Origin of the sequence: Massilia sp. Leaf139 (assembly GCF_001424165.1) — a bacterium.
Classification (GTDB): domain Bacteria; phylum Pseudomonadota; class Gammaproteobacteria; order Burkholderiales; family Burkholderiaceae_D; genus Telluria.
Genome location: NZ_LMOJ01000012.1, coordinates 301,719 through 327,291 on the forward strand (window position 1 = coordinate 301,719; position 25,573 = coordinate 327,291).

Sequence of the window (25,573 nt, forward strand, 5' to 3'; positions counted from 1 at the left end):
TGATACCGTAGGGGTCATCGTGGCCAATGGCCGCGATGACGGTTTCACCGGGCTGCTCCACCCGTACAGGAAAAATCATCGAAAAGCGAGCGCAGCCCACGCGGCGATACGCGTCCCCACCCGATCGCGCCCGTGAGCGTCAGCCACCAAACACCACGCAGCGCTAGAATGAAGCCATCACTTCAACCAGAGAGCCCCATGACCGAGTTCGCCTTCACTCCGCCCGCCACGCCTTCGCTCGCCATCTTCGGCAGCAGCGCCCGCTTCCCGATCCGCCGCGTCTTCTGCGTCGGCCGCAACTATGCGACCCATGCGCGCGAGATGGGCAGCGATCCGGATCGCGAGCCGCCCTTCTTCTTCACCAAGCCGGCCGACGCCGTGGTGCCGGCCGAAGGCGCCCTGCCCTATCCGCCGGCAACGCGCGACCTGCACCACGAGATCGAACTGGTCGTCGCCCTGCGCGCCGGCGGCGCCGACATTCCGGCCGACGAGGCATTGAGCAAGGTGTGGGGCTATGGCGTCGGCATCGACCTGACCCGGCGCGACCTGCAGGCGGTGGCCAAGGAAGCGGGCCGCCCGTGGGACATGGCGAAAGGCTTCGACGCCTCCGCGCCCTGCACGCCGCTGCGTCCGGTCAGCGCCTTCGGCCATCCCACCGAGAATGCCTGCATCCGCATGCTGGTCAACGGCGAAGTGCGCCAGGACGGCTGCCTGGACGAGATGATCTGGCCGATCGCCGACATCATCAGCCACCTGTCGCGCCTGGTGACGCTGGCGCCGGGCGACCTGATCTTCACGGGCACGCCGGGCGGCGTCGGCGCCCTGCAGCCGGGCGACCGGGTGCATGGCGAAGTGGCGGGGGTCGACGAGTTCGATCTTGAGATCGTCGAGAAGTAAGCACGCAGGGGCGCATGCGCCCTTTTGACCGGCCTAGCGCCCCGTCTGCGCCGCCCGCAGGGCCGCCAGAAATCGCTCCGGCTGCTCGACGCTGATCAGCAGCGCCGGGCCGCTGCGCGCAGGCAGGTAGACGACGCGCTCGCGGTCGGTCAGCAACACCACGATGGCGCCGCCATCGCGTGCGGTGTACCAGCCCGCCGCATACCCAGGCAGGCCGATGCCGTTGGTGCGCACGCCAAGCCGGGCTTCGGGAATCGCGTCGTAGCGGCCGCTGCGCGCCCGTGCCAGGTCGAACTCCGCCAGCGGCCGCTCCGCCTGGTAGAAGTGCGCCGCGTGCAGCACGATCCGGTCGCCGTCGAGGCGCAGTTCGTTGTCCGACATCGTGAAGGCGAGCGCCGCCGTCAGGGGCACGATCAGGATCGTCGCCAGGCCGATATTGCGCAGGGTAAGCGCGGGGCCATCGCGGCGCCGCACCAGCAGCGGCGCGGCCACCACCGACACGGCAATGGCGAACACCGTCCAGTACACGAGGTCGGCCACTGCGGGAACCGCAAAGGTAGTGGCGCCGTTCAATGCTCGACCCAGCCCTTGGCATGCTCGACCGCCCGCGCCCAGCGTGCGCGCAACTCGGCGCGCAGTTCGGCCGGCATGTCGGGCTCGAAGCGGCGCTCGGCGCACCACAGGGCCTGGATCTCTTCGCGCGAACGCCAGAAGCCTTCGGCCAGCCCGGCCAGGTAGGCCGCGCCCAGCGCCGTCGTCTCGGTGACGAGCGGGCGCACCACCGGCACGCCCAACAGATTGGCCTGGAACTGCATCAATAAATCGTTGCGTGCGGCGCCGCCGTCGGCGCGCACTTCCATCACCGGACAGGCCGCGTCCTTCTGCATCGCCGCCAGCAGTTCCGCGCTCTGGTAAGCGATGGCTTCCACCGCCGCGCGCGCGATGTGGGCGGCGGTGGTGCCGCGGGTCATGCCGACGATAGTGCCGCGCGCATACGCATCCCAGTGCGGCGCGCCCAGGCCGACAAAGGCCGGCACCAGCATCACGCCGCCGGCATCCGGCACCGAGGTGGCCAGCGCCTCGACCTCGCTCGAGTCCTTGATGATGCCGAGACCGTCGCGCAGCCATTGCACCGTGGCGCCGCCCATGAAGACGCTGCCCTCGAGCATGTAGTCGGTGCGGCCGTCGACCTTCCAGCCGATGGTGGCCAGCAGGCGGTTGCGCGAGACCGGCGGCACATAACCCGAATGCATCAGCATGAAGCAGCCGGTGCCATAAGTGTTCTTGACCATGCCCTTGTCGTAGCAGGCCTGGCCGAAGGTCGCCGCCTGCTGGTCGCCGGCGATGCCGGACAGGGGAATCGGCGCGCCGAACCATTCGCTATGGACTTTGCCCACCTGGCCCGAACTGCGCACGACTTCCGGCAGCATCGCCTCGGGCACGCCGAACAGCTCGAGCAGCGCCGGATCCCAGCGCATCGTATGGATGTTGTAGAGCATCGTGCGCGACGCATTGCTCACGTCGGTGACATGGCGCCCGCAAAGTTTAAAGGCGAGCCAGCTGTCGATGGTGCCGAAGCACAATTCGCCGCGCTCGGCCCGTTCGCGCGCGCCGGGCACGTTCTCCAGCAGCCATTGCAGCTTGGTGGCGGAAAAATAGGCGTCCAGCTCGAGCCCGGTGCTGCGCGCGATCTGGCGTGCATGGCCCGCTTCGCGCAGGCGGTCGCAGGCGCCGGCGGTGCGCCGATCCTGCCAGACGATGGCGCGCGCGATGGGTGCTCCGGTCGCGCGATCCCAGACGACGGTGGTCTCGCGCTGGTTGGCGATGCCGATAGCGGCGATCTGCGATGCCGGCACGCGGCTGTCGGAGATGACCTTGCGCGCGCAGGCGAGCTGGCTGTTCCAGATGTCGAGGGCATCGTGCTCGACCCATCCGGGCTGCGGGAAATGCTGGGGATACTCCTGCTGGGCGCAGGCGAACACCTGCCCCTGGCGGTCGAACAGGATGGCGCGGGAACTGGTCGTTCCCTGATCCAGGGCGAGGACGTATTGGGGCATCGATGTCTCCGCAAGAAGCCTGCATGGGCGCCTGCCGGCTACTGGCGCCGATGCATTGTAGCCAGAGTCTATTTTTTCAGGCGGTTGTTTTCTTTATGGCAATAAAACCTTACAATGCGCCATTTGCGACTTGTCAGATTACCATGGGTCTACGTCTTACCTTGTCCTGTATTCTGCTGTTGTCGCTCACTGGCTGCGGGAGCACGCCAATCAGCCCCGCAGCGCCGCAAGAAACGACCGGAGCGCGGCCGGTTGCGATCGTTACCCGTCAACAGCTGGAAGCCAGCGGCGCAACGACGCTTTCCGAGTATGTCCGTGACTCGACCTTTCTCGCTATTCCAGCACCCGACGATACAGTCCTCTTGATCAATGCTCCAGGTGGTGCCTTTCATCAATTTAAGACCGACACCATCGATGCCCCGCTTGACATGACTGTTGAACTGACGATCAAGCGAATCAACACGCACCCACGATTTGGACCGCGCGGCGGCGTATGCGTGAGCAGCGGCGCTTCGGATCATCACGCCTGCATTTACGTTGAACGGCGTCACGCCGACGGCACAGAACTACAGGTCAAAAGGAATCTGTACAAAGGCAAGGCACTGATGTCGAGTGTGCCGATGGCAGGCGGCTTCGAAGTGGGCAGCCCGATCATGATCGGCTTGCGTTCGCGCGCCGACGCCATCGAGTTCAAGGTCGACGACGGCGCCTGGCAGATGCAGGCGCTTCCATTCAGTCCGCAGCCCATTGACGTGCTTTGTGCGTCGGCAGTGTGCAAGTTGCACCTCCGTCCCGGAACCAAGGCAGCGGATTGAAAATTCAGTGTAAAGCAGGCCGATAGGCCGGATTCTGTGTAGTGGTCTCCCTTGCGGGACGCCCCTATGACAGCCATTCCTCTAGGCGCCGAATTACTCCGGCGCTCAAGCTTCCTACCCGCACGCTCCGCGAGCAACATCAACGCGTGCCTATTTGGAATTGCTCCGAGTGGAGGTTACCGCGTTTCACCGTAACTGAATACGCTCGTCTCTGTGGCCCTATTCCTCGCCTTATACCAGGCTTGCGCCTGGCTTTCGGCGGACGGCCGTTAACCGTCACCCCGCTCTGTGGAGTCCGGACCTTCCTCCCGCCGGTACCTTGCGATACCAGCCAGCGGCTGTCTGGCCTGCTTCACGGGCAGCATTGTAACCTACGATAGTCTGGGTGCCGTCATTTCTGAAAATCGGTGTCGCCATTTCAAAAGCCCGAGGTCGGTCGATTGCATAGAATGCCACGATGCCCAACTAAACGGATGACCGACACATGACGCACCCTCTTCGCACCGGCGGCCAGATCCTGGTCGATGCACTGCATGTCCACGGCGTCGACACCGCCTTCGGCGTGCCTGGCGAAAGCTATCTCGACGTGCTCGACGCGCTGCACGACTCAAGCATCCGCTTCGTCATCAACCGCCAGGAAGGGGGCGCGGCCTTCATGGCCGAGGCCTACGGCAAACTGACCGGCAAGCCCGGCATCTGTTTCGTCACGCGCGGCCCGGGCGCCACCAATGCCTCGATCGGCGTGCACACGGCCTACCAGGATTCCACGCCGATGATCCTGTTCATCGGCCAGGTCGGCAACGACTTCATCGACCGCGAAGCCTTCCAGGAAATCGACTACCGCCGCATGTACGGCGAGATGGCGAAATGGGTGGCGCAAATCGACCGCGCCGACCGCATCCCCGAATACATCGCGCGCGCCTTCCAGGTCGCCACCAGCGGCCGTCCGGGCCCGGTGGTGCTGGCGCTGCCGGAAGACATGCTGGTCGAGACCGCGCAAGTGCCTGATACCCGCCGCTACCAGCCGGTGCAGGCAGCGCCCTCCGCCGCGCAGATCGCCACCCTGCGCACGATGCTGGCTGAAGCACAGCGCCCAGTCGTGCTGCTCGGCGGCGGCACCTGGAACGCGCAGGCCTGCGCCGACCTGCAGGCTTTTGCCGAAGCGAACGCGCTGCCGGTGGCCTGCACCTTCCGCTTCCAGGATCTGCTCGATAACGCGCATCCGAACTACATCGGCGACGTCGGCATCGGCATCAATCCGAAGCTGGCCGCGCGCGTAAAGAACGCCGACCTGATCATCGCCATCGGCCCGCGCCTGGGCGAGATGACGACCGGCGGCTACACCCTGCTCGCTTCGCCGGTGCCGAGCCAGCGCCTGATCCACATCCATGCCGATCCGGAAGAACTGGGCAGCGTCTACCAGGCCGAACTGATGATCGCCAGCGGCGCGCCGCACATCACCAGCATGCTGGCCGCGATGGAACCGGTCGATGCCGGCGCCTGGCGCCATACGGTCGAAGAAGCGAAAGCCGAACTGGCCGCTTTCCAGCAGCAGCCGCCGATTTTCAAGGACGGCCTGGCGCCGCTCGACCTGTGGCAGGTGGTGCAGGACATGATGGCCGTGCTGCCGCGCGATGCCATCATCACCAACGGCGCCGGCAATTACGCCTCCTGGGCGCACCGTTTCTACCGCTACGGCGGCATGCGCACCCAGCTGGCGCCGACGAATGGGGCGATGGGCTACGGCGTTCCTTCGGGCGTGGCGGCGAAGATCGTCCATCCAGAGCGCAGCGTCGTCACCTTTGCCGGGGACGGCGAATTCATGATGACCGGCCAGGAGCTGGCCACCGCCGTGCAGTACCAGGCCGGCGTCGTCATCGTCGTCTTCAACAACAGCATGTTCGGCACCATCCGCATGCACCAGGAGAAAACCTATCCGGGGCGCGTCTCGGGCACCACCCTGCACAATCCAGACTTCGCGGCGCTGGCCCAGGCCTACGGCGCGCATGGCGAGATCGTCGAGAAGACGGCGGACTTCGCACCGGCCCTGGCGCGCGCGCTGGAGCACGCGAACGGCAAGAACCTGCCGGCCCTGATCGAACTGCGCTACGACGGCAATCTGATCACGCCGAACCTGACCCTGGAGGCGATGCGCGAGGCGGCGCAGGCGGCCAAGGCGGGCTGAGCGTCAGCGGCTGGGAAACGAGCCCCTGTCTTGCAGGGGCTTTTTTTATGGGCAACCGATCCCGCCCTCAGCACCCGTTCGGAAAAAAGACGCGCACGATCGCGCGCCGCACCGTGCCAGTCGGGGCAGTAAACGTGATCTCGAATTCGGGATCGGTCACGGTATAGCAGGCGCCCGCGTCCGGCCCCGGGCAGGCCGCCGCGAGATCGCGCCAGCGCGCATCATCGGCCAGCGCCTTGGCGATATGCGCGCGCCGCATGGCGAGCGGCTGGGTGACCGGCTCCCGCACCCGGAACACGCCATGGGCCGCCGCGTCCAAGGGCGACCAGGCGCCGCGCTGTTCGGTGCCGGGCACGTCGACATGCGGGCCTTCGTCACCCACGTTCAGGTAAGTGACGGAGCGCTGCCGCACCGCCACCCGCGCGCCCGGCTGCGCACGCACGTGCAACAGCAGCGGCGACGAGCCGTCAGTGGCGGCGGCCTCGAACAGCCCCGACTCCCGGTCGAGGCGAATCAGCCCGTCGTGGTCCTCCCCCCTGTTCCAGACCACCGCGGCGGCGAGTTGTGGATGGCCGACGGGGTGCAGGCTGACCGACGGCATGCCGTCGCCGGCTTGTACGCCGCGGCCGGCCAGCGCGGACAAGAACACGCACCAGAGGAGCAGGCGGGTGACTGCGGATCGCTTGCGCGTGGTCGTTTCCATCATCAAAGTATAGCTGTAACTACCGCCGTAACTACCGCCGTAACTACCGCCGTAACTACCGCCGTAACTACCCGCCTGCCGATGGCGGAGCTGTGCCTACCCGCCGCGCGTACCCATGCACGCTTGTTTCGCTTGCGAAACGCAGCATTGTCCCGAACAGGCTATGCTGTCCGACTGAGGGACTGTCCAGCGCAGGCCATCGTGCACTGCCTGCGCGAGGCCCCATAACAAGACGAGGAGACCGAGCAACGTGAGCATCACCCCAGAACTGGTACTGTGCATTCCCGGCCCATGGGAAAACAGCAGCGTCCTGCGCGACGAGATCGCCGCCAGCGGCACCGGCTATGTCCTGGACGGCAAGCTGCTGCGCGAACCCGACACCGGCTTCGCCTGCGAACTCGTGCTGCAGGGGGCCGACCCGGAACTGGTGGCCGATTTCGCCAAGGCCGGCCCGCACTGGGCGAAGACCGAGGCCATGGCCGACATCGACCTGCACCGGACGGTGGCCTACCTGATCGGGCCGGGCGGCTCGCGCGCGGCGGCCGATGCGATGATGCGCGCCGGGACGGCCCTGATCGATGCGGGCGGGCTCGGCGTGAAGGTCGACAGCACCGGCATCGCCCATGCGCCGGCCTACTGGACGGACATGAGCGATCAGCTCGAGCAGCTGACCGCGCACCGCGCCCTGGTGGTGTACGTGGCCGGCAACGACGTCTACTCCTGCGGCATGCACAACTTCGGCCTGCCCGAAGCGATCACGAGCGGCGGCGACAAGGCGCAGGCGGCCGACATGCTGCGCTTCTTCACGCGCTACCTGCTGGAACACGCGCCGGAGCTGGCCGACGGCCACACGTTCTCGGTCAGCGAAGGCAAGCCGGTGTACCGGGTCGAACGGGTCGAGGCGATCGACTACGGCGAAGGCTCGCTGTTCAACAATCCCTACGGCGCCTGGCGCCTGACGCCGGTGGCGCCGGAAAAGAAGGGCAACTGGTGGGCTCGTAATCGACAGGGACAATAAGCGGCAAGGACAAAGAGCGGCAAGGACGATAAGCGCGGCACGATCTACCGCGCCGCAGGCTGCGGGGTGCGTTCGGCCGGCAGCGGCGCATCGGACGCGCCCCGCTGCTCGGCCGCCGGATGCGTGAGGAAGAGCGCGACCAGCGCGATGAAAGCCCAGGCGATGGCCTGCCGCAGCGTGGCCGCGGAACCAGGGACATAGCCGCTTGCGCGCAGCCGCTGGATCAGCTTCCGGACATTCATCGGTCTTCTCCTGGCTCAGGTCAGCAATTCGCCTTACTCTAGCCCTGCGCAGGCATGCTCGCCAGTGCGCACGCCTGGCCCAGGTTTTGCCCGTTTCAGGCTGTCGAACCATGCCCGCACCCTGCCGCCGAACTGTCGCGTTTGCGCACGCCGGCACGGTCGCACCCGGCCCAGTTCGTTGCCGATTCGTCAGTACGTCCCTCTGGTAAAATACGCGCGACCCTTTTCGTCGTGCCGGTGCAGCAAGCCGGCATGTGCATGCACTACCCTCCTTTACTGAACCCATGTTTAGTTTCTTCAAAAGAAAAAAAGCCGCTCCTGACACGCCGGCGCCGAACGAGCTTGCGCCGGCCCCCGCCACCCAGATCCCCGAACCGGCCCCGGCTCCCGCCCCTGCGCCGATCTTGACGCCCGCGGCCCCGCCAGTCCTCGCCGAAGCCGATCTCTTCATCGAGGAAACCGCCGAGCGCCCGACTACGGAAGCGGAAAAGAAAAAATCCTGGATGACGCGCCTAAAAGCCGGCCTGTCGAAAACCTCCAGCAACCTCTCGCTGCTGTTCGTCGGCGCGCGCATCGACGAAGACCTGTACGAGGAACTCGAGTCCGCGCTGCTGATGTCGGACGCCGGCATGGACGCGACGCAGTTCCTGCTCGACGCCCTGCGCCGCAAGGTCAAGGAAGACAAGCTGCTCGACGCCGCCGCCGTGAAAGCGGCGCTGAAGGTGCTGATGATCGAGATGCTGGCGCCGCTGCAAAAGCCGCTGGAACTGGGCCGCCACGAGCCGCTGGTGATGATGATCGCGGGCGTCAATGGCGCCGGCAAGACCACCACCATCGGCAAGCTCGCCAAGCACATGCAGCGCTCGGATCAGTCCGTGCTGCTGGCCGCCGGCGACACCTTCCGCGCCGCCGCGCGCGAGCAGTTGATGGTCTGGGGCCAGCGCAACAACGTCACCGTGATCTCGCAAGCCTCGGGCGACCCGGCCGCGGTGGCCTTCGACGCCGTCCAGTCGGGCAAGGCGCGCGGCGTCGACGTCGTCATGGTCGATACGGCCGGCCGCCTGCCGACCCAGCTGCACCTGATGGAAGAACTGAAGAAGATCAAGCGCGTGATCGGCAAGGGCATGGACGGCGCGCCGCACGAAACCCTGCTCGTCATCGACGGCAATACCGGCCAGAACGCGCTGGCGCAGGTGAAAGCCTTCGACGACGCGCTGCAGTTGACGGGCCTGGTGATCACCAAGCTCGACGGCACGGCGAAGGGCGGCGTGCTGGCCGCGATCGCGCGTACGCGTCCGGTGCCGGTGTACTTCATCGGCGTCGGCGAGAAGCTCGACGATCTGCAGCCCTTCGATGCCGAAGAGTTTGTCGAAGCGCTGCTGGGTTAAACGAGAAACCGACCCGCGATGATCGAATTCCACTCCGTCTCCAAGAAGTATTCCGTCGACGCCACCGCCCTGCGCGAGGTGTCCCTGAACATCAACAAGGGCGAACTGGTCTACCTGGCCGGGCCGTCGGGCGCCGGCAAGTCGACCCTGATGAAGATGATCGCCGCCATCGAGCGTCCGAGCAGCGGCCGCGTGGTCGTGTTCGGGCAGGACATCGGCAAGCTCGGTAAAGCGGGCGTGCCTTTCCTGCGCCGCAAGCTCGGCCTGATCTTCCAGCACCAGCGCCTGCTGAACGACCGGAATATCCTGGCCAATACGATGCTGCCGCTGCTGGTCACGGGTGCGCCCCGGGCCGGCGCCGAGCAGCGCGCCCGCGCCGCGCTCGACAAGGTCGGCCTGCTGGAACGCGCCGCGGCCCTGCCGCTGGAATTGTCCGGCGGCGAGCAGCAGCGCGTGGCCATTGCCCGCGCCATCGTCAACCGCCCGCAGATCATCCTGGCCGACGAACCGACGGCCAACCTCGACCGCGTCGCGGCCGACAAGGTTCTGGATGCCCTGCGCGCCTTCCACTCGGTCGGCGTGACCTGCCTGATCTCGACCCACGACGAGCAGGTGCTCGACGGCGCGGCGCGCGTGATCCGGCTGGAGAACGGTCAACTTGTTTCTTCGGATCGTACGGGAGGTGCAGCATGAGCCCGTGGATCCGCGAGCACCGCTTCGCGCTCGGCTCGGCGCTCTCGACCCTGCGCAAGGCGCCGGGCAGTTTCCTGTTCAACGTGCTGGTGGTGGCGGTCGCGCTGGCCCTGCCCTTCGCCGGCATCACCCTGCTCGACAACGTGCGGCCGATGTCCGAGCAGCTCTCGGTCGAGCCCGAGGTGAGCCTGTTCGTCAAGCCGACCGCCACGCGCGAGGACGCGCAGGCGCTCGAACCGCAGCTGCGCCAGATCCTGCAGGGCAGCCAGGCCCGCATCGATTTCGTGCCGCGCGAACGGGCACTGGAAGAGCTGAAGGAGCGCAGCGGCCTGTCCGACGCGCTCGACACGCTGGGCGACAATCCGCTGCCGGACAGCTATGTGATGAAGCTGCAGGGCTTTTCCAGTGCGCTCGACGCCAACCGCATCGACGGCATCGTCGAGCAGATGGGGGCCCTGCCGCAGGTGGACACGGTGCAGGTGGACTCGGCCTGGGTGAAGCGCCTGGCCGCCCTGCTCGGCATCCTGCGCCTGGCGCTGCTGCTGCTGGCGATCACCCTTGGCGTGGTCGTGATCGCGGTGGTGTTCAACACGATCCGCCTGCAGGTGCTGACCCAGCGCGAGGAGATCGCCGTCTCCAAGCTGCTGGGCGCGACCGACAATTTCATCCACCGCCCGTTTTATTACACGGGCGCCCTGCTCGGCCTGTGTGCGGGCGGGGTGGCTCTGGGTGCGGTGCTGCTGGCGCTCAATCCTTTGAACGCGGCGATTGCCGAGTTTGCGCGGCTGTATGCCTCGGAATTCCAGCTGGCGCCGCTCGGCGTGCTGGAAGCCGGCGGCCTGCTGGCGATCAGCGCCGGGCTGGGCCTGATCGGGGCCATGCTGTCGGTACAGCGGCACCTGGCGCGCCTGCGCTGAGTTTTATCCAGGGAAACGAAACGGGTGACAGGGCCAGGCCCTGTCACCCGTTTTTGCTTGGGTCACCGGTACATCGCCTTGTCTTGCAAGAGTTGCACGATATGGCGCCGCCCTGCGATTTTTCACGCCTTGGCTTGTAGGCATGCATGCCGCCGCCACGCCGGATATCGGCGCATGTGGGCTTTGAAGCCGTTCTTTCGTGCGCCAATTAACAGAAAACGGTAGTTCGCTGCCCGTAATCTGGCCTTCTGATCGCTACCGCAAGCCCAGCATCGTTGAGTTATCTCAACAATTATGCAAGATTCTGCTCTACAGTAAATCAGCCGTTTTTTGATTCTTTTTAGAAATACTTTGATGAAACTTAAACGCCTTGCCGGAATGGGAGGGTCGCTGGCACTCTCACATGGGGAGTGCTAATATATGTTCTCAAGTGAAGGTAAACAAGGTCTGATCGCATCCTGTACGCAGTCGGCGTGCAGCAGCCTCCGGGATGTCCCGGCGGCTTGACGGTGTAGCAAGTTACTCTACGGGGAAAAATATGATGTCCGCACAATCCGCATTGGTTCCTGCTAGCAATCGTGCCCTGAACCTCGGTTTCACCGGCAATCTCGGCAATATCGACGCGTACATTTCCGCCGTCAATCGCCTGCCGATGTTGACCCACGAGGAAGAGGTCTCGCTGGCAAAGCGGCTGCGGGAAGCGAACGATCTCGACGCCGCGCAAAAGCTGGTGCTCTCGCACCTGCGCCTGGTGGTGTCGATTGCGCGCGGCTATCTCGGCTACGGCCTGCCGCACGCCGACCTGATCCAGGAAGGCAATATCGGCCTGATGAAGGCCGTGAAGCGTTTCGACCCGAACCAGGGCGTGCGCCTGGTGTCGTACGCAATGCACTGGATCAAGGCCGAGATGCATGAGTACATCCTCAAGAACTGGCGCCTGGTCAAGGTCGCCACTACCAAGGCCCAGCGCAAGCTGTTCTTCAACCTGCGTAGCAATAAAGTAGGGCTGGACGCGATGACCCCGACCCAGGTCGACGACCTGGCAAAACTGCTGGACGTGAAGCGCGAGGAAGTCATCGAGATGGAAACCCGCCTCTCGGGCCGCGATATCGCCCTGGAAGCGCCGACCGACGACGAGGACGATAAGTTCTCACCGATCGCCTACCTGTCGTCCGACCAGCAGGAGCCGACCCGCGTGCTCGAGGCCGAGCAGGTCACGCGCCTGCAGTCCGAAGGCCTGGAAACGGCGCTGGGCAAGCTCGACCCGCGTTCGCGCCGCATCGTCGAAGCGCGCTGGCTGGCGAACGACGACGGTTCGGGTGCGACCCTGCACACGCTGGCCGAGGAGTTCGGCGTGTCGGCCGAGCGCATCCGCCAGATCGAGTCGGCGGCCTTGAAGAAAATGAAGGGCGCGCTGGCGGCCTACGTGTAAGCAGCCAGGCGTTTCTAGCAGTACACAGCGGCCCCGCGAGGGCCGCTTTTTTTTGTGCGGCAAGCGCGCGCTGCACGCGGCAGAGTGGGCGTAGCGTGGGATCTCTACTTCATGGAGGCGGACATGCTGGCAAACACGGATGCGATCGCGACGGTCGGCGTACGCGATATGGCTGCTGCACGCACATTCTACGGCGAGGTGCTGGCGCTGCGGGAAGATAGCGAGCGCAGCAGCTACCCTGATTTCCTTACCTACCGTAGCGGCGCCACGCGGGTGCAGGTGTATCAGTCGGACTATGCGGGAACCAACAAGGCGACGGCGATTACCTGGGATCTCGGCAGCGATCTCGCCGCCGTCGTCGCCGCGCTCGCCGCCAAGGGGGTGCGCTTCGAGCATTACGACATGCCGGGGATGCGCCTGGAGGGCGATATTCATGTTGCCGACGGGATGAAGGCGGCGTGGTTGAAGGATCCGGATGGGAATGTGTTGAATTTGAATGGCACGTGAATTGGGCCGCGTGGTGGCGACGGGTTGACGCGGGCATGCCCGCCCTACGGTGTTCTATCGTTGGCCGTGGGCTGACTTAATGCCGCAACGCGTGGGCTCGGGAGAGCCCACCCTACGTTACACAACGGCCAACGATGGAACTTGCGACGGCGGTGTACCGTAGGGCGGGCATGCCCGCGTTACGTCGGTCGACCATCGTTATCGCTGTTTTGTCTCGGCAGATGCGTAACGTAGGGTGGGCTCCCCGAGCCCACGCGTTACGAACGCTCGTCCCCCCCCCCCGCGGCCGCCGCAATAATTACGTCTTCCCCATCTGCTCCCGCGCATACCCCGCCCCCGCCCCATTCGGCGTCAACTCCAGATAGGTCTTGTACGCCCCCCTCGCCTTCTCCTTGTTCCCCGCCCTGAAATACGCATCCCCCAGGTTCATGTACGCGATCGCGCGCGACGGATCCATCTTGACGGCATTCTCGAACCAGCGCGCCGCCTCGGCATACTTCTCCTGTTTGTAGAACACGAAGCCGAGATTGTTCGCCGCCAGCGCGAAGTTCGGCCGCAGCTTCAGCGCTTCGGTGAACTGCGCCTCCGCCTGCGCGTACTGCTTTTCCTTGTACAGCAGCAGCCCCTGGTCGTTGGCCCGCTGCGCTTTCCGGCGATCCGACACGGGAATCGCGGCCGGTGCGGTGAGCCGGGTCTCGCCGCCCTGCAGATCCTTGACGACGACGACAGGCGCCGAGGCCTGCGCATCGAGCTTGGTGTTCAGCGCGATCGCATCGTTCGACAACTGCGTCGTGGCGGTATTCAGGAACTCGCTTTCCTCCGGCAGTTCGAACACGAACTCGCCGCCCTCCGACCCCGGCAGGCTGCCGAAGGCGGGCGTCTGCTGCGACACGCTCGACACCGCCGGCGCCACATAGGCCGCCAGTTCGGTGCCCGTGATCAGGCCGTCGCCGTTCAAATCGCCCTTGCCGCCGAGCGCCTGCAGCAGCGTCCAGGTGAACACCGAGTGGCCGTTCGGGCCGCCGTCGGACACGAGCTGGTCGGTGCCGCCGGCGGTCAGCATCTGCCGGCCCAGGCGGCGCGCGTTATCGCGCAGGAAGGCGCCATTGGCAGCGCCGCGCGTCAGCCCCAGGCCGCTGTAGCAGGCGTCCATCACGAACAGCGCGTGCTTGGCCGGCAGGCTCTCGGCGATGTTCTGGATTTCGGTCATCGGGATCGCGTCGGTGGCGAGTTTGTCCGGATCGGCGTCGACCGGGACGATGTAGCCGAGGTCGCGTCCGGAACTGAGTTTGCGCGTCGCGCCATGGCCGGCGAAGAAGACGAAGAGGCGGTCGTTCGGCTGCAGCTTGCTGTGCGCCAGGCGGTCGTGGAAGGCGGCCAGGATGCCGTTGCGGGTGGCCTGCTCGTTCTTCAGGGTGAGCACGCGCTCGGGCGCAAAGCCGAACTTCTGCACCAGCATCTGGCCTACACCTTCGGCATCGCGCACGGCATACTGCAGCTGCGGCCATTTCTGGTACTTGTCGATGCCGACCACGATCGCCCACGAATTGGCATAGCCGGTGGCGGCCGCGCGCGGTACGGCGGCCGGCGCGGCGCTGCCCGCCGTCTTGAAGGACTGGCCGTCCCAGCCGGCGAACTGATAGCCCTCGGCCGTCAAGCGGTCGAGAATGGCCGGCAGCGCCTTCACGGTACGCTCGTGGATGTCATGGAACAGGACGATGCCGCGTCCTTCCTTGTCGACCGTGCGCAGCACGCGCTCGGCGATCGAGGACGGCACCGGATCGGCCCAATCGAGTGAATCGATGTTCCACATGACCGACTTCAGGTGGGCGTTCTCCAGCGCCTGCATGCCCTCCTTGTTGCGCGCGCCGTAGGGGAAGCGAAACAGCGGCGACCGTTCCGGGTCGACCGCTTTCAGCAAGGCGTCGGTATGCAGGATCTCCGCCTTCAGTCCTTCGCCCGTCTGCTTGGAGAGCTGCACGTGCGAGAAGCTGTGGTTGGCCAGCACATAGCCGGCCTGCTTCAGGCGCCGGCTGACCTGGGCGCCGCCGTTCAGGGTCGTCTTGCCCTGGGCGTCGAGCGCGCCGATATTGCGGCCCACGCTGAAGAAGATCGCCGGCGCGTTGTACTGCTTGAGGATGGCGGCGATCTCGTCGGTGTAGCGGCGGTGCGGGCCGTCGTCGAAGGTCAGCACGATGGTCTTCTTCGGCAGCGTGCGGCCGAAGATCTCCTCTTCCTCGCGGCCGGCCTGCGCCGGCGGCTGCGCGGCCTCGGGCTTGGAAGGATAAGGCAGCACCACGCCGTAATCCTTGAGGATGCGCTCGCGCTGGTAGATCGTCTTCAGGTAGGCGACATAGCTGTCCCACTTCTCGCGCTTGAGCGTGATCGCGCGCGACTCGAAGCGGCCGAACACGGCGCGGATCTCCTTTTCGTAATTGCGTTCGATCTCGGCCAGTGCATCGAGGTCTTCCGATATCCGCTTGTGCAGCTTGATCGCCGGCAGCGAGGAATCCTTCGCCACGTGGCCAAGGAGGGAACTCATCACTTCGCGGAAGACCAGACGGTCGGCGTCGTACAGGCCCTCGCCCGATTCGACGTAATCGAGCACCGTGCCGATGGCCTCGAAGCGCCCCGGATCGTTCACGGCCAGCAGCCGCGCCAGCGCCTCGTCGAGCTGGCCGATGCGCGCCTGGTTTTCGTGGAACAGCTGCTGGCCAACGCGGTTGGCTTGCGCCTTTTCCTCGCTCGAGAGCGTCGCTTCGTCCTGGGTCAGCACGATGATCTTGCGGTAGGCGTCCAGCAGCGCGCGCATGTCGGCTGTGACGGCGCTGGTGTCGGTAGCGGGCTTCGCGGCGACATTGGCGGGGACTGGCGCGGGCGCGGGTGCGGAAGCAGGTGCGGGCGAGCGGGTGCCGACGATCAGGCTGCCGGCGGCGGCGCCGGCCAGGGCGGCGACGCCGGCGACGTAGTAGAGGAATTTGCGTTTCACGGGGTTGGCAGAATTAGTTTTATTCTGGCAACAATATCATCCGTCACCGCCGGTGTGGGGAAAACGTGGTGAATGTATTAATAACGAGACAGCTGCGAAACACACGCATAAAAAAAGCGGCGATCCCTGTGAAGACCGCCGCTAACCCTACTCCAGCTTGCGCAGGCCTCGTGCCCGCGTCATATCAATAAATCGCCGCGCCCGACGCGTCCTTCAGCTGCACCTTCCATGCGCCCTGCACCAGCTTGACGACCGATGCCGGCATCGGCACATAGTCCAGCTCGGCGGCGGCGGCGGTGCCGTTCTTGTAGGCGTAGTCGAAGAACTTCACGACCTCTTTGCCCTTGGCGGCGTCAGCCTGGGCCTTGTGCATCAGGATGTAGGACACGCCGGTGATCGGCCAGCTGTTCTTGCCGGCGGTGTCGGTCAGGACGACGGCAAAGCCCGGGGTCTTCGTCCATTCGGCGCTGGCGGCAGCAGCCTTGAAGTTCTCGTCGTCCGGCTGCAGGAACTGGCCGTCCTTGTTCTTCAGCTGGGTGTGCGAGAGCTTGTTCTTCTTGGCGTAGGCCCACTCGACATAGCCGATCGAGCCCTTGATGCGCTGGACGTTCGCGGCGACGCCTTCGTTGCCCTTGCCGCCCACGCCGGTCGCCCATTTCACGGCCGTGCCGGCGCCGATCTTGCTCTGGAATTCAGGGTTCACCTTCGACAGGTAGTCGGTGAACAGGAAGGAGGTGCCCGAGCTGTCGGCGCGGTGGACGACGGTGATGTCGTCGGCCGGCAGCTTGACGCCCGGGTTCAAGGCCGCGATCTCGGGCGCGTTCCACTTGGTGATCTTGCCGAGGTAGATGTCGGCCAGCACCGGGCCGGTCATCTTCAGCTGGCCCGGGGCAACGCCCTCGACGTTGACGACGGCGACTACGCCGCCCATGATCGCCGGGAACTGCATCAGGCCGGCTTCTTCCAGTTCAGCGGCTTTCAGCGGCATGTCCGAGGCGCCGAAGTCGACGGTCTTGGCCTTGATCTGCTTGATGCCGGCGCCCGAGCCGACCGACTGGTAGTTCATGCCGGTGCCGGTGGCGGCCTTGTACATCTCGGCCCACTTGGCGTAGATCGGGTACGGGAAGGTCGCGCCGGCGCCGGTCACATCGGCGGCGAAGGAAGAGGACATCACCATCGCAGCAGCGGCACCGGCGATCATCGTTTTGAACATGTGCTTGATTTTCATTTTTTCTAGCTCAGGGTGGGTAAGTGATGCGGGCAGTCTAGCCAGCGAATATGACGGCTGTATGACGCCGTTTGACGCCGTTTGACGCCGTACCACGCGCCCGCGGCCGGGCAAACTTGCTATGCTGCGCACACCGACACCTCTGATTTGCGATGCGCCACCTGCTCCTCATCCCCGTCGCCTGCATTACCCTCGCCGCCTGCGCTGGCGCGCCCGGCGTGCTGCCCTCGGCGGGGCCGTTCACGCTCGAACCGGGCGGGTCGGCCGAGGTCATGCCCGGCCTCACGCTCAGCTTCGACGCCGCCGACGACAGCCGCTGCCCGCCCGGCGTGCGCTGCGTCTGGGCCGGCAAGCTGGTCTACCGCTTCAGCATCCGCCAGGACGGCGCCGCCCTCGAGGAGTTCACCCTCTCGCCGGCACAGCCCGAGGCTGCACCGAAGGCGCTGAACGGGCGCCGTATCGTGCTCGACGCTGATGCCATTTCCGCGCCCGCCGCCGAAGGCAAGAGCGCGCGCCACCGCGCCATCCTCACCCTCACCCTCACCGCGCCCGATTCTTCCACCCCGCCCAAAACTCCATGACCCGCACCGCGACCGCCCTCACCCTCTCCCTCACCATCATCCTCCACGCGCCGCTCGCGCTTGCCAAGACGCCGGTCGCCACCGGCAGCGGCGGCGCCGTCGCCACCATCAGCGAACAGGCCTCGCAATCGGCCATGAGCATCCTGAACAAGGGCGGCAATGCCATCGACGCCGCCGTCGCCGCCGCGGCCACGCTGGGCGTGACCGACCCATTCAGCTGCGGCATCGGCGGCGGCGGCTTCATGGTGATTTATCTGGCCAAGGACAAGCGCGTGATCACGATCGACCACCGCGAAACGGCGCCGGCCGCCGTCACGCCGGCGGCCTTCCTGGAGAACGGCAAGGAGATCGATTTCGAGAAAGCGGTGGCGAGCGGCGCGGCCGTCGGCGTGCCGGGGACGGTGCGCGGCTGGCACGAGGCGCTGGAGCGCTACGGCACCATGCATTTCAAACAGGTGCTGGCGCCCGCCATCGACGTCGCCAACAAGGGTTTCAAGGTCAGTGGAATTTTTTCTCAACTGACGCGCGAAAATGAAAGGAAATTCCAGCAGTTCGCGACCACCAGCGCGCTGTATCTGCGGGACGGCAAGGCGGTCAAACCCGGCACCCTGCTGCGCAATCCGGACATGGCCAAGGCCTACCGCGAAATCGCCGCCCGCGGCCAGCGCGCCTTTTATGAAGGGCCGATGGCGCGTGCCATCGTCGACGCCGTCCAGCGCCCGCCGGTGGCCGCGGGCAGCAGCGTACGCGGCGGGAGCATGATGCTGGCCGACCTCGCCAACTACGAGGCGCGCATCCGCCAGCCGGTCGTCAGCACCTACCGCGGTTATGAACTGTATGGCATGCCGCTGCCGAGCAGCGGCGGCGTCACCGTCGCCGAAGCGCTGAACATCCTCGAAGGCTACGATTTGAAAGCGATGCCGCGTGCGAACGCCGAGCACCTCTACCTGGAAGCGAGCCGCCTCGCCTTTGCCGACCGCAATGCCTATCTGGCCGATCCGGAATACGTCGATGCGCCGGTGGCGGGCCTGCTGTCGAAGCAATTCGCGGCCCAGCGCCGCAGCCAGATCGATACTAAACGCGCGGCGATGGAGGTGGCCGCCGGCGACCCCTACGCCTTCCAGCAGGATCCGAGTATCCCGCTGCGCCCGCAAGCGCGTCCGCAACGGGCGCTGGGCAAGGAGAGCGCGCACACGACCCACTTCACCGTCTCCGACAAGGACGGCAATGTAGTCTCCTACACCTTCACCATCGAGTCCTGGGGCGGCAGCGGCATCGTGGTGCCGGGCTACGGCTTCCTGCTCAACAACGAGATGACCGATTTCGATTTCTCGGGTCCGCGCCCGAACGTGCCGGAAGCCGGCAAGCGCCCACGCAGCAGCATGGCGCCGACCATCGTCCTCAGGAACGGCAAGCCGGCCTTCACCATCGGCAGTCCGGGCGGTTCGACCATCATCACCACCGTGCTGCAAACCATCGTCAACCACGTCGACTTCGGCATGCCGATGGATGCGGCGATCAATGCGCCGCGCCTGTCGCAGCGTAACGGCGCCCTTACCTCGGTCGAACCGGGGTTTGCCGGTTCAGGCCAGTCCAAGGCGCTGGAAGGATTCGGCCACGGATGGGAAACGCCGCCCGAGGAGATCGGCGCGGCGAATGCGATCGTCTTCAATCCCGACGGCACCGTGACGGCGGTGAGCGAAGGCCGGCGTCACGGGGTCGGCAGCGCGCTGGTGCAGAAACGCGCGCACTGAGCGCGTTTGGGTTCAAGCCAGGCGCCCCACCGGAAAGGCGTGCGGCGCATCGGCCAGGGCGCGCCAGCGCCAGCCCGTCGCCAGCACGGCCAGCAGCACCGATACTAGCGCGGCCGTCGGCAGCAGCGGCGTGCCGAGGACGCGGCTGGCGACGAAGGCCGCCGCGAAGGAAACGGCCGTCGACGCTGCCAGCCCCAGGAACAGCCGCACGCCGCTACTGATGGCACTGACGCTGCGGCGGGCGTGGTCGCGCAGGGCCGATGCCAGCACCGGCAAGCTCAGGCAGCAGAAGCAGAGCTGACGCCAGAAGATGTCCGCCGAGGCGCCGGTGATGACGAGGATGCCCAGCATCAGCGCCGAGATGGCGATCCATTCGCCCATGACCGCGCCCAGCAGGCGGCGGTTGAACAGGCGGTTGAACGCAGCGGCGCCGCCAGGCAGTGCGGGCGCCAGCTTCACCAGGCTTTGTTCGCCGCGGGTGGTGTCGAGCCGCGCCAGGCGGCGTTCCTGATAGAACAGCAGGAGCAGCTGCGCCCACGACACGCCGGTCCAGCTGCCTTGCGCGACGGCCTCGAGGATATCGGCGTTCGCCTGGTGGCGCAGCAGGAACATCACGACGGCCGCGCCGGCGAGGATCAGCGGTACCTGCACGGCAAGCTGCATCGGATGGGCGACCGGGCCCAGCACGTGCATCATCAGCGCGCCGCTGTCGCGCCGGGCGCTGGCGCGGCGCAAGACCACGTTGTACACCGAGCGCGCCATCTCCTGGATACCCGGCTGGCGCGCCTGCCCGCCCATGGTGCGCCGCTCCAGCGCCCGCTTCTGCGCCGCGCGCAGTTTGAAATGGCGGTCGCCGCCAGGCGGGAACATGGTCTCGAGCGTCCAGGCGGCCACGGCCAGCAGCAGCAAGGTGGCAACCACAAGGCCCGGCGTCGTGGCGAGCAGCGCCAGCCACGCATCGGGAATCGCCCGGTTAAACACGGAGAGCATCGGGAAGCCGAACAGGAGCACCATGCCGGCACGATGGCCGCTCGCGATCAGGCCGACCGCGATCAGCCAGAAGCCGACAAACAGGAAAGGCCAGCGCATCGGCAGCGTGGTGCCCGCGGCCAGCAAGGCGCTCACTGCCGCCGTCACCAGCCATGCCAGCGCCGTCAGCTGGATCAGGCGGCGGCGCATGCGCGGCACCAGGGCCGCATTCGCCGGGGTGTTGAGCCGGACGGCGGTCGGCACGAAATATCCTAGATAACCGATGGCCGGTACGGCGAAGGCAGCGCGCAGGCAATTGGCGAGCACTTCGAACGGATCGGAGGTCTTGACCCAGGCCAGCAAGCCGAAGACGAGCATGGCCAGCAGCGTCAGGCCGGCCAGCACGAGGTGCACGCGTCCCGGGCGGATGGTCAGCCCCGCGCGCCACAGCATGGCGAAATCGCGCAGTACGGGCTTCATTGCGTCACCTCGATGAACAGGTCTTCCAGGCTCAGGCTCTCCACACGCACGCCGGGCTGGGCGCCGATCGTGCCGAGCGCCGCGCCCTGCGTGACCACGCTGACCGAGCCGTCACGCGAGCGCTGGCGGCGCAGTTCACCGGCCAGCTTCATGCCGTCGAGCACGGCGCCGGGGCCGACTACGCGGCGCGCGCCTTCCAGCAGTTCGTCGAGCTGGCCCTGCAGCGCGATCTTGCCATCCTTGAGGAAGGCGACGTCCAGCGCCACACGTTCGAGGTCGGACAGGATATGGGTCGAGAACACCACCGTGGTGCCGTATTCGATGACGCCGTCGATCAGCTCGCGCAGGAAGTCGCGGCGGCCGACCGGATCGAGCGCGGAGACCGGCTCGTCGAGCACCAGCAGTTCCGGATCGGGCCCGAGCGCGCGAATGATCGACAGGCGCTGCTGCTCGCCGCCGGAAAGCTTGGCGATCGCCTTGTTCTGCATGAGCTGGTCGAAGCCCCAGCGCTCGAGCAGGCCGTTCACCTTGGCGTCGTTCCAGCGCGGGTACAGAGCCTTGAAGTAGGCCAGCATCTGGCGCGGCGTCATCCAGTCGAACAGGTCGGATTTCTGCGGCACGTAGCCGATGCGGGCGCGGGTGGCATCCGACAGGTTGCGCACCTCCTCGCCGTAGATATGCACGCTGCCGGCGTCCAGTTCGCGCACCCCGAGCAGGCATTCGAGCAGGGTCGACTTGCCGGCGCCGTTGCGCCCCAACAGGCCGATCACCTGCCCCGGCATCACCTGCCAGTCGAGGCCATTCAATACGGGCGCGCTGTCGAACTTCTTGCTGATCGACGAAAGCTGGACGATCGGGGTGTTCATGCTTGTTCCTTCAGGATGAGGGTGAAGAGGTTGAGGACGGTGTCGGGATCGAGTTCGAGCTGGCGCGCTTCCAGGGCCGCGCGTTCGAGCGTGGGCCGCAGCAGTTCGGCGCGCTCGGCGGCGCTGTGGCCGCTGGGCGCGCGTTCGGCCACGCTCATGCCCATGCCGCGCTTGCGGGTGAGCAGGCCTTCCATCTCGAGCAGGCTGTAAGCCTTGGAGACGGTCATCGGGTTCAGCGCCAGCGCCTGCGCCACTTCGCGCACGGAAGGCATGCCGTCGCCGGGCGCCATCTGGCCGGCGGCGATCAGGCGCCGCACCTGCTCGACGAGCTGGCGGTAGATCGGCTCGGGAGAGCCGGTGGTGATCGAAAACAGCTGGGCGGTGTGGGTGGCCATGGCGTCTAGTGTATTAGTTGATTAATACAGTAGACACAATGTGTGGCGATGTCAACAAGAAAATCCGTTCTTGATACAGCCCATCAGGCGTATGCTATGGCGCAAACTACTCCGAGAGACGACCATGACCCGACTGACGGCAAACGATTTCGATCCCGAAGTACTGCAGCTGTTCGACGGCTACGTGCACGGGCGCCTGTCGCGCCGCGAATTCTTGTCCCGCGCCTCGCGTTATGCGGCCGGCGGCATGACGGCGGCGGGCCTGCTGGCGCAGCTGTCGCCGTCGTTTGCCGCGCCCCTGGTGCCCGCGTCCGACAGCCGCCTGACAACGCGCTACCAGGACTTCCCTTCTCCGCAAGGCTACGGCACGGTGCGCGGCTACCTGGCCGTTCCCGCCAACGCCAAGGGCAAGCTGCCCGCGATCCTGGTCGTCCACGAAAACCGCGGCCTCAACCCGCACATCGAAGACGTCACGCGCCGCCTGGCGCTCGAAGGGTTTATCGCCTTCGCGCCCGACGCGCTGCATCCGCTGGGCGGCTATCCGGGCGACGAAGACAAGGCGCGCACCCTGTTCCAGACGCTCGATCAGGGCAAGTCGCGGGCCGACTTCGTCGCCGCGGCGGGCGCCCTGAAGGGACTGCCTCAATCGACCGGCAAGGTCGGCGTGGTCGGCTTCTGCTACGGCGGAGCGATTGCCAACTACCTGGCGACCGTCCTGCCCGACCTGGGCGCGGCGGTACCCTTCTACGGCAGCCAGCCGAACGCCGCCGAGGTGCCGAAGATCCGCGCGCCGTTGATGATCCACGACGCCGCCAAGGATGCGCGCATTCTGGCCGGCTGGCCAGCCTACGAGGCGGCGCTCAAGGAACACAAAATCGACTACCAGCACTTCGTCTACGAAGGCGCCGAGCACGGCTTCAACAACGACACGACGCCGCGCTACGACGAGGCGGCGGCAAAGCTGGCCTGGGGGCGCACGGTGGCGTTCTTCAAGGCGAAGCTGGGGTAGTGCGCAGGAAGAGTCAGCCGAGACGAACGCAGTTCGACATCTTGAACCAGTATTCTTTGCCGGCGCCGCCGTACCGGAAAACCACGAACTCCCCTGCCCGTACCGTTTTTCCCAGGAAGGGTGAATATTCGCTTTCCTGCGATGGTCTTCCGGTGCCGGTGCCGGGTTTGCCGGATGAATTCGCGCATTGATAGGCCTGTTGCGCCGGCGCTCCTTGTGGGGGACGGCCAGGAGCCCCGCCCGCTTTTCTGTGTGCGAATGGAAGTCTTTCGAGCGCTTCGGCTTGTTCGATGGCGTCGGCTTCCCTGGCGGCTTCAAGCTTGCTGTACCTTGTGCGTCCGTCGTAGCTTGTCCCGGTGACTCGTTCGTAGGTTTCGATGTCGTTGACATCGAATTCATCATCATCGTCCAGGTCAGCCGAGCGTTCACCGGCGTCTTCAGCGGAGAAGCGCTCTTCATCGACCGACGCCTCGACGTGCGCGATCGTCGGGGAAGCGGGCTCCGAACTACGTCCGGACAATGCCAGGGTAATCGCCACGATGATCCCAACCGGTATCAGCGCCAACAGGGCTGCATACGGGGCGCCGGATCTGGGTGGTTTCGGCTGTGCCGGGGTTGAAACGTCCTTCTCGCTTTCCTCGCGCTTGAAGCCGAAGGTATTCATGAGCAAGGCAAGTACCAGCGTATGCGGCAAGGCCGCCGCCAGGCAATAGGGCGCGAAGCATGCCCCGAATACGAATACTTGATTGGCGATCAGGATAAGCAGCCAGACGATCATGAACCGCTTGGCGTTGTCGGCGGCCGACCGGAGAACTGTTTTGAACATGGAACTAGCGCGGTACTAAATACAATACGATAACAGTTTATTCCGCGCAGAAACTATCGAATTATTGCTTTCAAGGCGAGCGTTCTCGGGCTTCGCGTTCCAGTACTTCGAGCATCAGGCTGGCGGCCGCCCTGGGCTTTTCGCCCTCGTCATTAGGAAATTTTCTAGTGTGATGGTTCAAGCGTTTACGACGTACAGACTTCTCGAACCTTGATTGGGAGCCGCTTCCGTCTACCATTGTCGTTGACAATGGCGAAGCCTTCTTCCAAGACGATAGAGAGAGGTGCTCCCTCATCCTCATGACTCATCACTTTCTGAGGAATAATTTTTATTCCTATTCCATGGCCGATGTAACGCCGGGGTTTGCCCGTGCTGACACTGCTGCCGCCCACTGGTTTGAGTTCAATCAATTTCCCGGACGAAGAGACAATGAGGCCCGCGGCTAACTCGTATCCTGTGAGGTGTCCCCTGCTCATGACTGTGCCATAGCAAGTCTTTGAATCCAGTCTGTCCATTGCAAGGTTACGGTTCATTGGTATATCAATTGCCCTTGCTGAATTGATAGCGAGGGGTATGCAGACCAGGCCAATCCATCGATATTTCATATCGTCCCTATAGCAATCACCGTCCAAGCGTCATTCTCGACCTGTGTTTTCCTATCCATTTCGAGACCATCGCTCCATCGGCCGTCCGGGCCGGGCGCTTCCGGTTTCGACCTGAAGCCCGCTGCGTCCGCTCCCGGCCGAAAGGGAACGGTTCGTAGGGCTCAGTGTCGGAGCTTGTCGCCATCAGGGCAATCACGCAGCCTTGTCAAACGCTCTTAAAGACCACCAGACGCGAGCCCGACCGTATAGTGCCCTTTCTCCGCCTTCGTCAGTACGAGAAGGTCGTAGGTTTTCAACATGTCCAACAAGCCGGAGTGTCCGTAAATGGCAGGTGTGAACGCGGGGTCGGTTCGCTTGAGATACTGGCCCAGCCCGCTCAAATGAACCTGGCCGTCGGTACTGGCACCCGCCAGTAGCGAAACGGCCTCGACCACGAACCTTGGCCGCCGCTTGACCGCTGACGTTCCGGATTTCTCCGGCAAGGGCTTGCTGCTGTCCTCGTTTGCCGGCGTCGCCTGCTCCGGAATCCACTCGAAGAACTGGTCGCTTGCATGGCGCAGCGCGTTGGGTGTCTTCGACTCGCCCACGATCGCGACGCTCGCGCCACGTTCGCGCAGCTTGCGGCAGAGATAGGCGAAGTCGGAGTCGCTGGTGACGATGCAAAACTTCTCCGCGCGGCCGTCGAACATCGCTTCGAGCGCATCGAGGGCCAGTGCGATATCCGAGGTGTTTTTTCCAGCCGCGTACTGGAACTGCAGGCATGGCGTGAACGCGCGCTCGACGAGCGCGTCCTGCCAGGTTCTCGCCAGCGTGGCGTGGTTGCCGTATCCGCGGCGAAGGACGACGCGGCCGAACTGGGACGACATGCGCAGCGCAAAATCCAGGATGTCCGGGCTGGCGTTGTCGCAGTCGACCAGGACTGCTACGCGTGCTTCCGTCATGGCGTGTGTCGTACTCATGCGCGGGTGACCATGTGTGTTCCTTTATTTTCTCAGGCCGGAATCAATGGATTCTCGA

At 65.4% G+C, this 25,573-nt stretch carries 23 protein-coding genes and 1 other RNA gene; 12 read left to right on the forward strand and 12 right to left on the reverse strand.

Annotation, left to right across the window (positions count from 1 at the left end):
* The first annotated feature begins 198 nt into the window (after positions 1 to 198).
* Complete coding sequence (locus ASF77_RS09920; protein ID WP_056338442.1) at positions 199 to 897, forward strand: fumarylacetoacetate hydrolase family protein; 699 nt, start codon at positions 199 to 201, stop codon at positions 895 to 897.
* A 33-nt stretch (positions 898 to 930) separates the two neighbouring features.
* Here the strand turns inward: ASF77_RS09920 and ASF77_RS09925 are convergent, their stop codons facing one another.
* Both ASF77_RS09925 and glpK read right to left on the reverse strand, forming a co-directional pair.
* Positions 931 to 1,470, reverse strand: a complete 540-nt coding sequence (locus tag ASF77_RS09925) for a PH domain-containing protein (protein WP_156648828.1) — start codon at positions 1,468 to 1,470, stop codon at positions 931 to 933.
* Positions 1,467 to 2,954, reverse strand: coding sequence for a glycerol kinase GlpK (glpK, locus tag ASF77_RS09930; RefSeq protein WP_056338448.1), 1,488 nt, complete (start codon positions 2,952 to 2,954; stop codon positions 1,467 to 1,469). Before glpK ends, ASF77_RS09925 begins: the two co-directional genes overlap by 4 nt.
* A gap of 2 nt (positions 2,955 to 2,956) precedes the next feature.
* On the opposite strand from glpK, the gene ASF77_RS24240 reads away from it, so the two are divergent.
* Entirely contained in the window at positions 2,957 to 3,769 is an 813-nt protein-coding gene (locus tag ASF77_RS24240; protein ID WP_156648829.1) for a hypothetical protein, read from the forward strand.
* 7 nt (positions 3,770 to 3,776) lie between these two features.
* Here the strand turns inward: ASF77_RS24240 and rnpB are convergent.
* Positions 3,777 to 4,123, reverse strand: an RNA gene (rnpB, locus tag ASF77_RS11180) — RNase P RNA component class A.
* A gap of 130 nt (positions 4,124 to 4,253) precedes the next feature.
* Between rnpB and ASF77_RS09940 the strand changes: the two genes are divergently transcribed.
* Positions 4,254 to 5,954 (forward strand): thiamine pyrophosphate-binding protein, encoded by a 1,701-nt coding sequence (locus ASF77_RS09940; RefSeq protein WP_056338455.1) that lies wholly within the window; start codon positions 4,254 to 4,256, stop codon positions 5,952 to 5,954.
* A gap of 67 nt (positions 5,955 to 6,021) precedes the next feature.
* On the opposite strand, the gene ASF77_RS09945 is transcribed toward ASF77_RS09940, so the two are convergent.
* Entirely contained in the window at positions 6,022 to 6,660 is a 639-nt protein-coding gene (locus ASF77_RS09945; RefSeq protein WP_056338458.1) for a hypothetical protein, read from the reverse strand.
* Positions 6,661 to 6,907: 247 nt separating this feature from the next.
* On the opposite strand from ASF77_RS09945, the gene ASF77_RS09950 reads away from it, so the two are divergent.
* A complete protein-coding gene (locus ASF77_RS09950) occupies positions 6,908 to 7,675 on the forward strand; it encodes a DUF4261 domain-containing protein (RefSeq protein WP_056338463.1) in 768 nt (255 codons plus the stop codon).
* 44 nt (positions 7,676 to 7,719) lie between these two features.
* On the opposite strand, the gene ASF77_RS09955 is transcribed toward ASF77_RS09950, so the two are convergent.
* The gene (locus ASF77_RS09955; protein ID WP_056338466.1) at positions 7,720 to 7,917 is read right to left on the reverse strand and encodes a hypothetical protein; all 198 of its coding nucleotides are present in this window, start codon (positions 7,915 to 7,917) and stop codon (positions 7,720 to 7,722) included.
* Between the two features lie 284 nt (positions 7,918 to 8,201).
* Between ASF77_RS09955 and ftsY the strand changes: the two genes are divergently transcribed.
* From ftsY to ASF77_RS09980, 5 genes are all read left to right on the forward strand, one after another.
* Positions 8,202 to 9,305, forward strand: a complete 1,104-nt coding sequence (ftsY, locus tag ASF77_RS09960) for a signal recognition particle-docking protein FtsY (RefSeq protein ID WP_056338468.1) — start codon at positions 8,202 to 8,204, stop codon at positions 9,303 to 9,305.
* Between the two features lie 18 nt (positions 9,306 to 9,323).
* Positions 9,324 to 9,998: a cell division ATP-binding protein FtsE gene (locus tag ASF77_RS09965; RefSeq protein ID WP_056338471.1), complete on the forward strand. Its 675-nt coding sequence runs from the start codon at positions 9,324 to 9,326 to the stop codon at positions 9,996 to 9,998.
* A complete protein-coding gene (gene ftsX / locus ASF77_RS09970) occupies positions 9,995 to 10,915 on the forward strand; it encodes a permease-like cell division protein FtsX (protein ID WP_056338474.1) in 921 nt (306 codons plus the stop codon). Before ASF77_RS09965 ends, ftsX begins: the two co-directional genes overlap by 4 nt.
* Before the next feature lie 538 nt (positions 10,916 to 11,453).
* Complete coding sequence (gene rpoH / locus ASF77_RS09975; RefSeq protein WP_056338476.1) at positions 11,454 to 12,347, forward strand: RNA polymerase sigma factor RpoH; 894 nt, start codon at positions 11,454 to 11,456, stop codon at positions 12,345 to 12,347.
* 123 nt (positions 12,348 to 12,470) lie between these two features.
* Positions 12,471 to 12,854, forward strand: a complete 384-nt coding sequence (locus tag ASF77_RS09980; protein WP_056339026.1) for a VOC family protein — start codon at positions 12,471 to 12,473, stop codon at positions 12,852 to 12,854.
* Between the two features lie 298 nt (positions 12,855 to 13,152).
* On the opposite strand, the gene ASF77_RS09985 is transcribed toward ASF77_RS09980, so the two are convergent.
* Together ASF77_RS09985 and pstS are read right to left on the reverse strand one after the other, a co-directional pair.
* Positions 13,153 to 15,843, reverse strand: coding sequence for a polysaccharide deacetylase family protein (locus ASF77_RS09985; protein WP_056338479.1), 2,691 nt, complete (start codon positions 15,841 to 15,843; stop codon positions 13,153 to 13,155).
* Positions 15,844 to 16,027: 184 nt separating this feature from the next.
* Positions 16,028 to 17,071: a phosphate ABC transporter substrate-binding protein PstS gene (pstS, locus tag ASF77_RS09990; RefSeq protein ID WP_056338480.1), complete on the reverse strand. Its 1,044-nt coding sequence runs from the start codon at positions 17,069 to 17,071 to the stop codon at positions 16,028 to 16,030.
* A 152-nt stretch (positions 17,072 to 17,223) separates the two neighbouring features.
* Here pstS and ASF77_RS09995 point away from each other — a divergent pair, with 152 nt between their 5' ends.
* Complete coding sequence (locus tag ASF77_RS09995) at positions 17,224 to 17,652, forward strand: hypothetical protein (RefSeq protein ID WP_056338483.1); 429 nt, start codon at positions 17,224 to 17,226, stop codon at positions 17,650 to 17,652.
* Entirely contained in the window at positions 17,649 to 19,406 is a 1,758-nt protein-coding gene (ggt, locus tag ASF77_RS10000; RefSeq protein WP_056338486.1) for a gamma-glutamyltransferase, read from the forward strand. Before ASF77_RS09995 ends, ggt begins: the two co-directional genes overlap by 4 nt.
* Positions 19,407 to 19,418: 12 nt before the next feature.
* Here the strand turns inward: ggt and ASF77_RS10005 are convergent, their stop codons facing one another.
* Genes ASF77_RS10005 through ASF77_RS10015 form a run of 3 tightly spaced genes read right to left on the reverse strand, consistent with a single transcriptional unit; the run spans position 19,419 to position 22,116 of the window.
* On the reverse strand, positions 19,419 to 20,855 hold the full coding sequence (locus tag ASF77_RS10005; RefSeq protein WP_056338489.1) for a hypothetical protein: 1,437 nt from the start codon (positions 20,853 to 20,855) through the stop codon (positions 19,419 to 19,421).
* On the reverse strand, positions 20,852 to 21,721 hold the full coding sequence (locus tag ASF77_RS10010) for an ABC transporter ATP-binding protein (RefSeq protein WP_056338493.1): 870 nt from the start codon (positions 21,719 to 21,721) through the stop codon (positions 20,852 to 20,854). The genes ASF77_RS10005 and ASF77_RS10010 overlap by 4 nt, the downstream gene beginning before the upstream one ends.
* Positions 21,718 to 22,116 carry a GntR family transcriptional regulator gene (locus ASF77_RS10015; RefSeq protein WP_056338498.1) on the reverse strand — a complete coding sequence of 133 codons (399 nt, stop codon included), beginning with the start codon at positions 22,114 to 22,116 and terminating at the stop codon, positions 21,718 to 21,720. Before ASF77_RS10015 ends, ASF77_RS10010 begins: the two co-directional genes overlap by 4 nt.
* A 124-nt stretch (positions 22,117 to 22,240) precedes the next feature.
* On the opposite strand from ASF77_RS10015, the gene ASF77_RS10020 reads away from it, so the two are divergent.
* Complete coding sequence (locus ASF77_RS10020; RefSeq protein ID WP_056338501.1) at positions 22,241 to 23,125, forward strand: dienelactone hydrolase family protein; 885 nt, start codon at positions 22,241 to 22,243, stop codon at positions 23,123 to 23,125.
* Positions 23,126 to 23,138: 13 nt separating this feature from the next.
* Here the strand turns inward: ASF77_RS10020 and ASF77_RS10025 are convergent, their stop codons facing one another.
* Together ASF77_RS10025 and ASF77_RS10030 are read right to left on the reverse strand one after the other, a co-directional pair.
* Positions 23,139 to 23,951, reverse strand: coding sequence for a hypothetical protein (locus ASF77_RS10025; protein WP_056338503.1), 813 nt, complete (start codon positions 23,949 to 23,951; stop codon positions 23,139 to 23,141).
* An 820-nt stretch (positions 23,952 to 24,771) separates the two neighbouring features.
* Positions 24,772 to 25,515 (reverse strand): NYN domain-containing protein, encoded by a 744-nt coding sequence (locus ASF77_RS10030; RefSeq protein ID WP_056338505.1) that lies wholly within the window; start codon positions 25,513 to 25,515, stop codon positions 24,772 to 24,774.
* Positions 25,516 to 25,573: the final 58 nt, after the last annotated feature.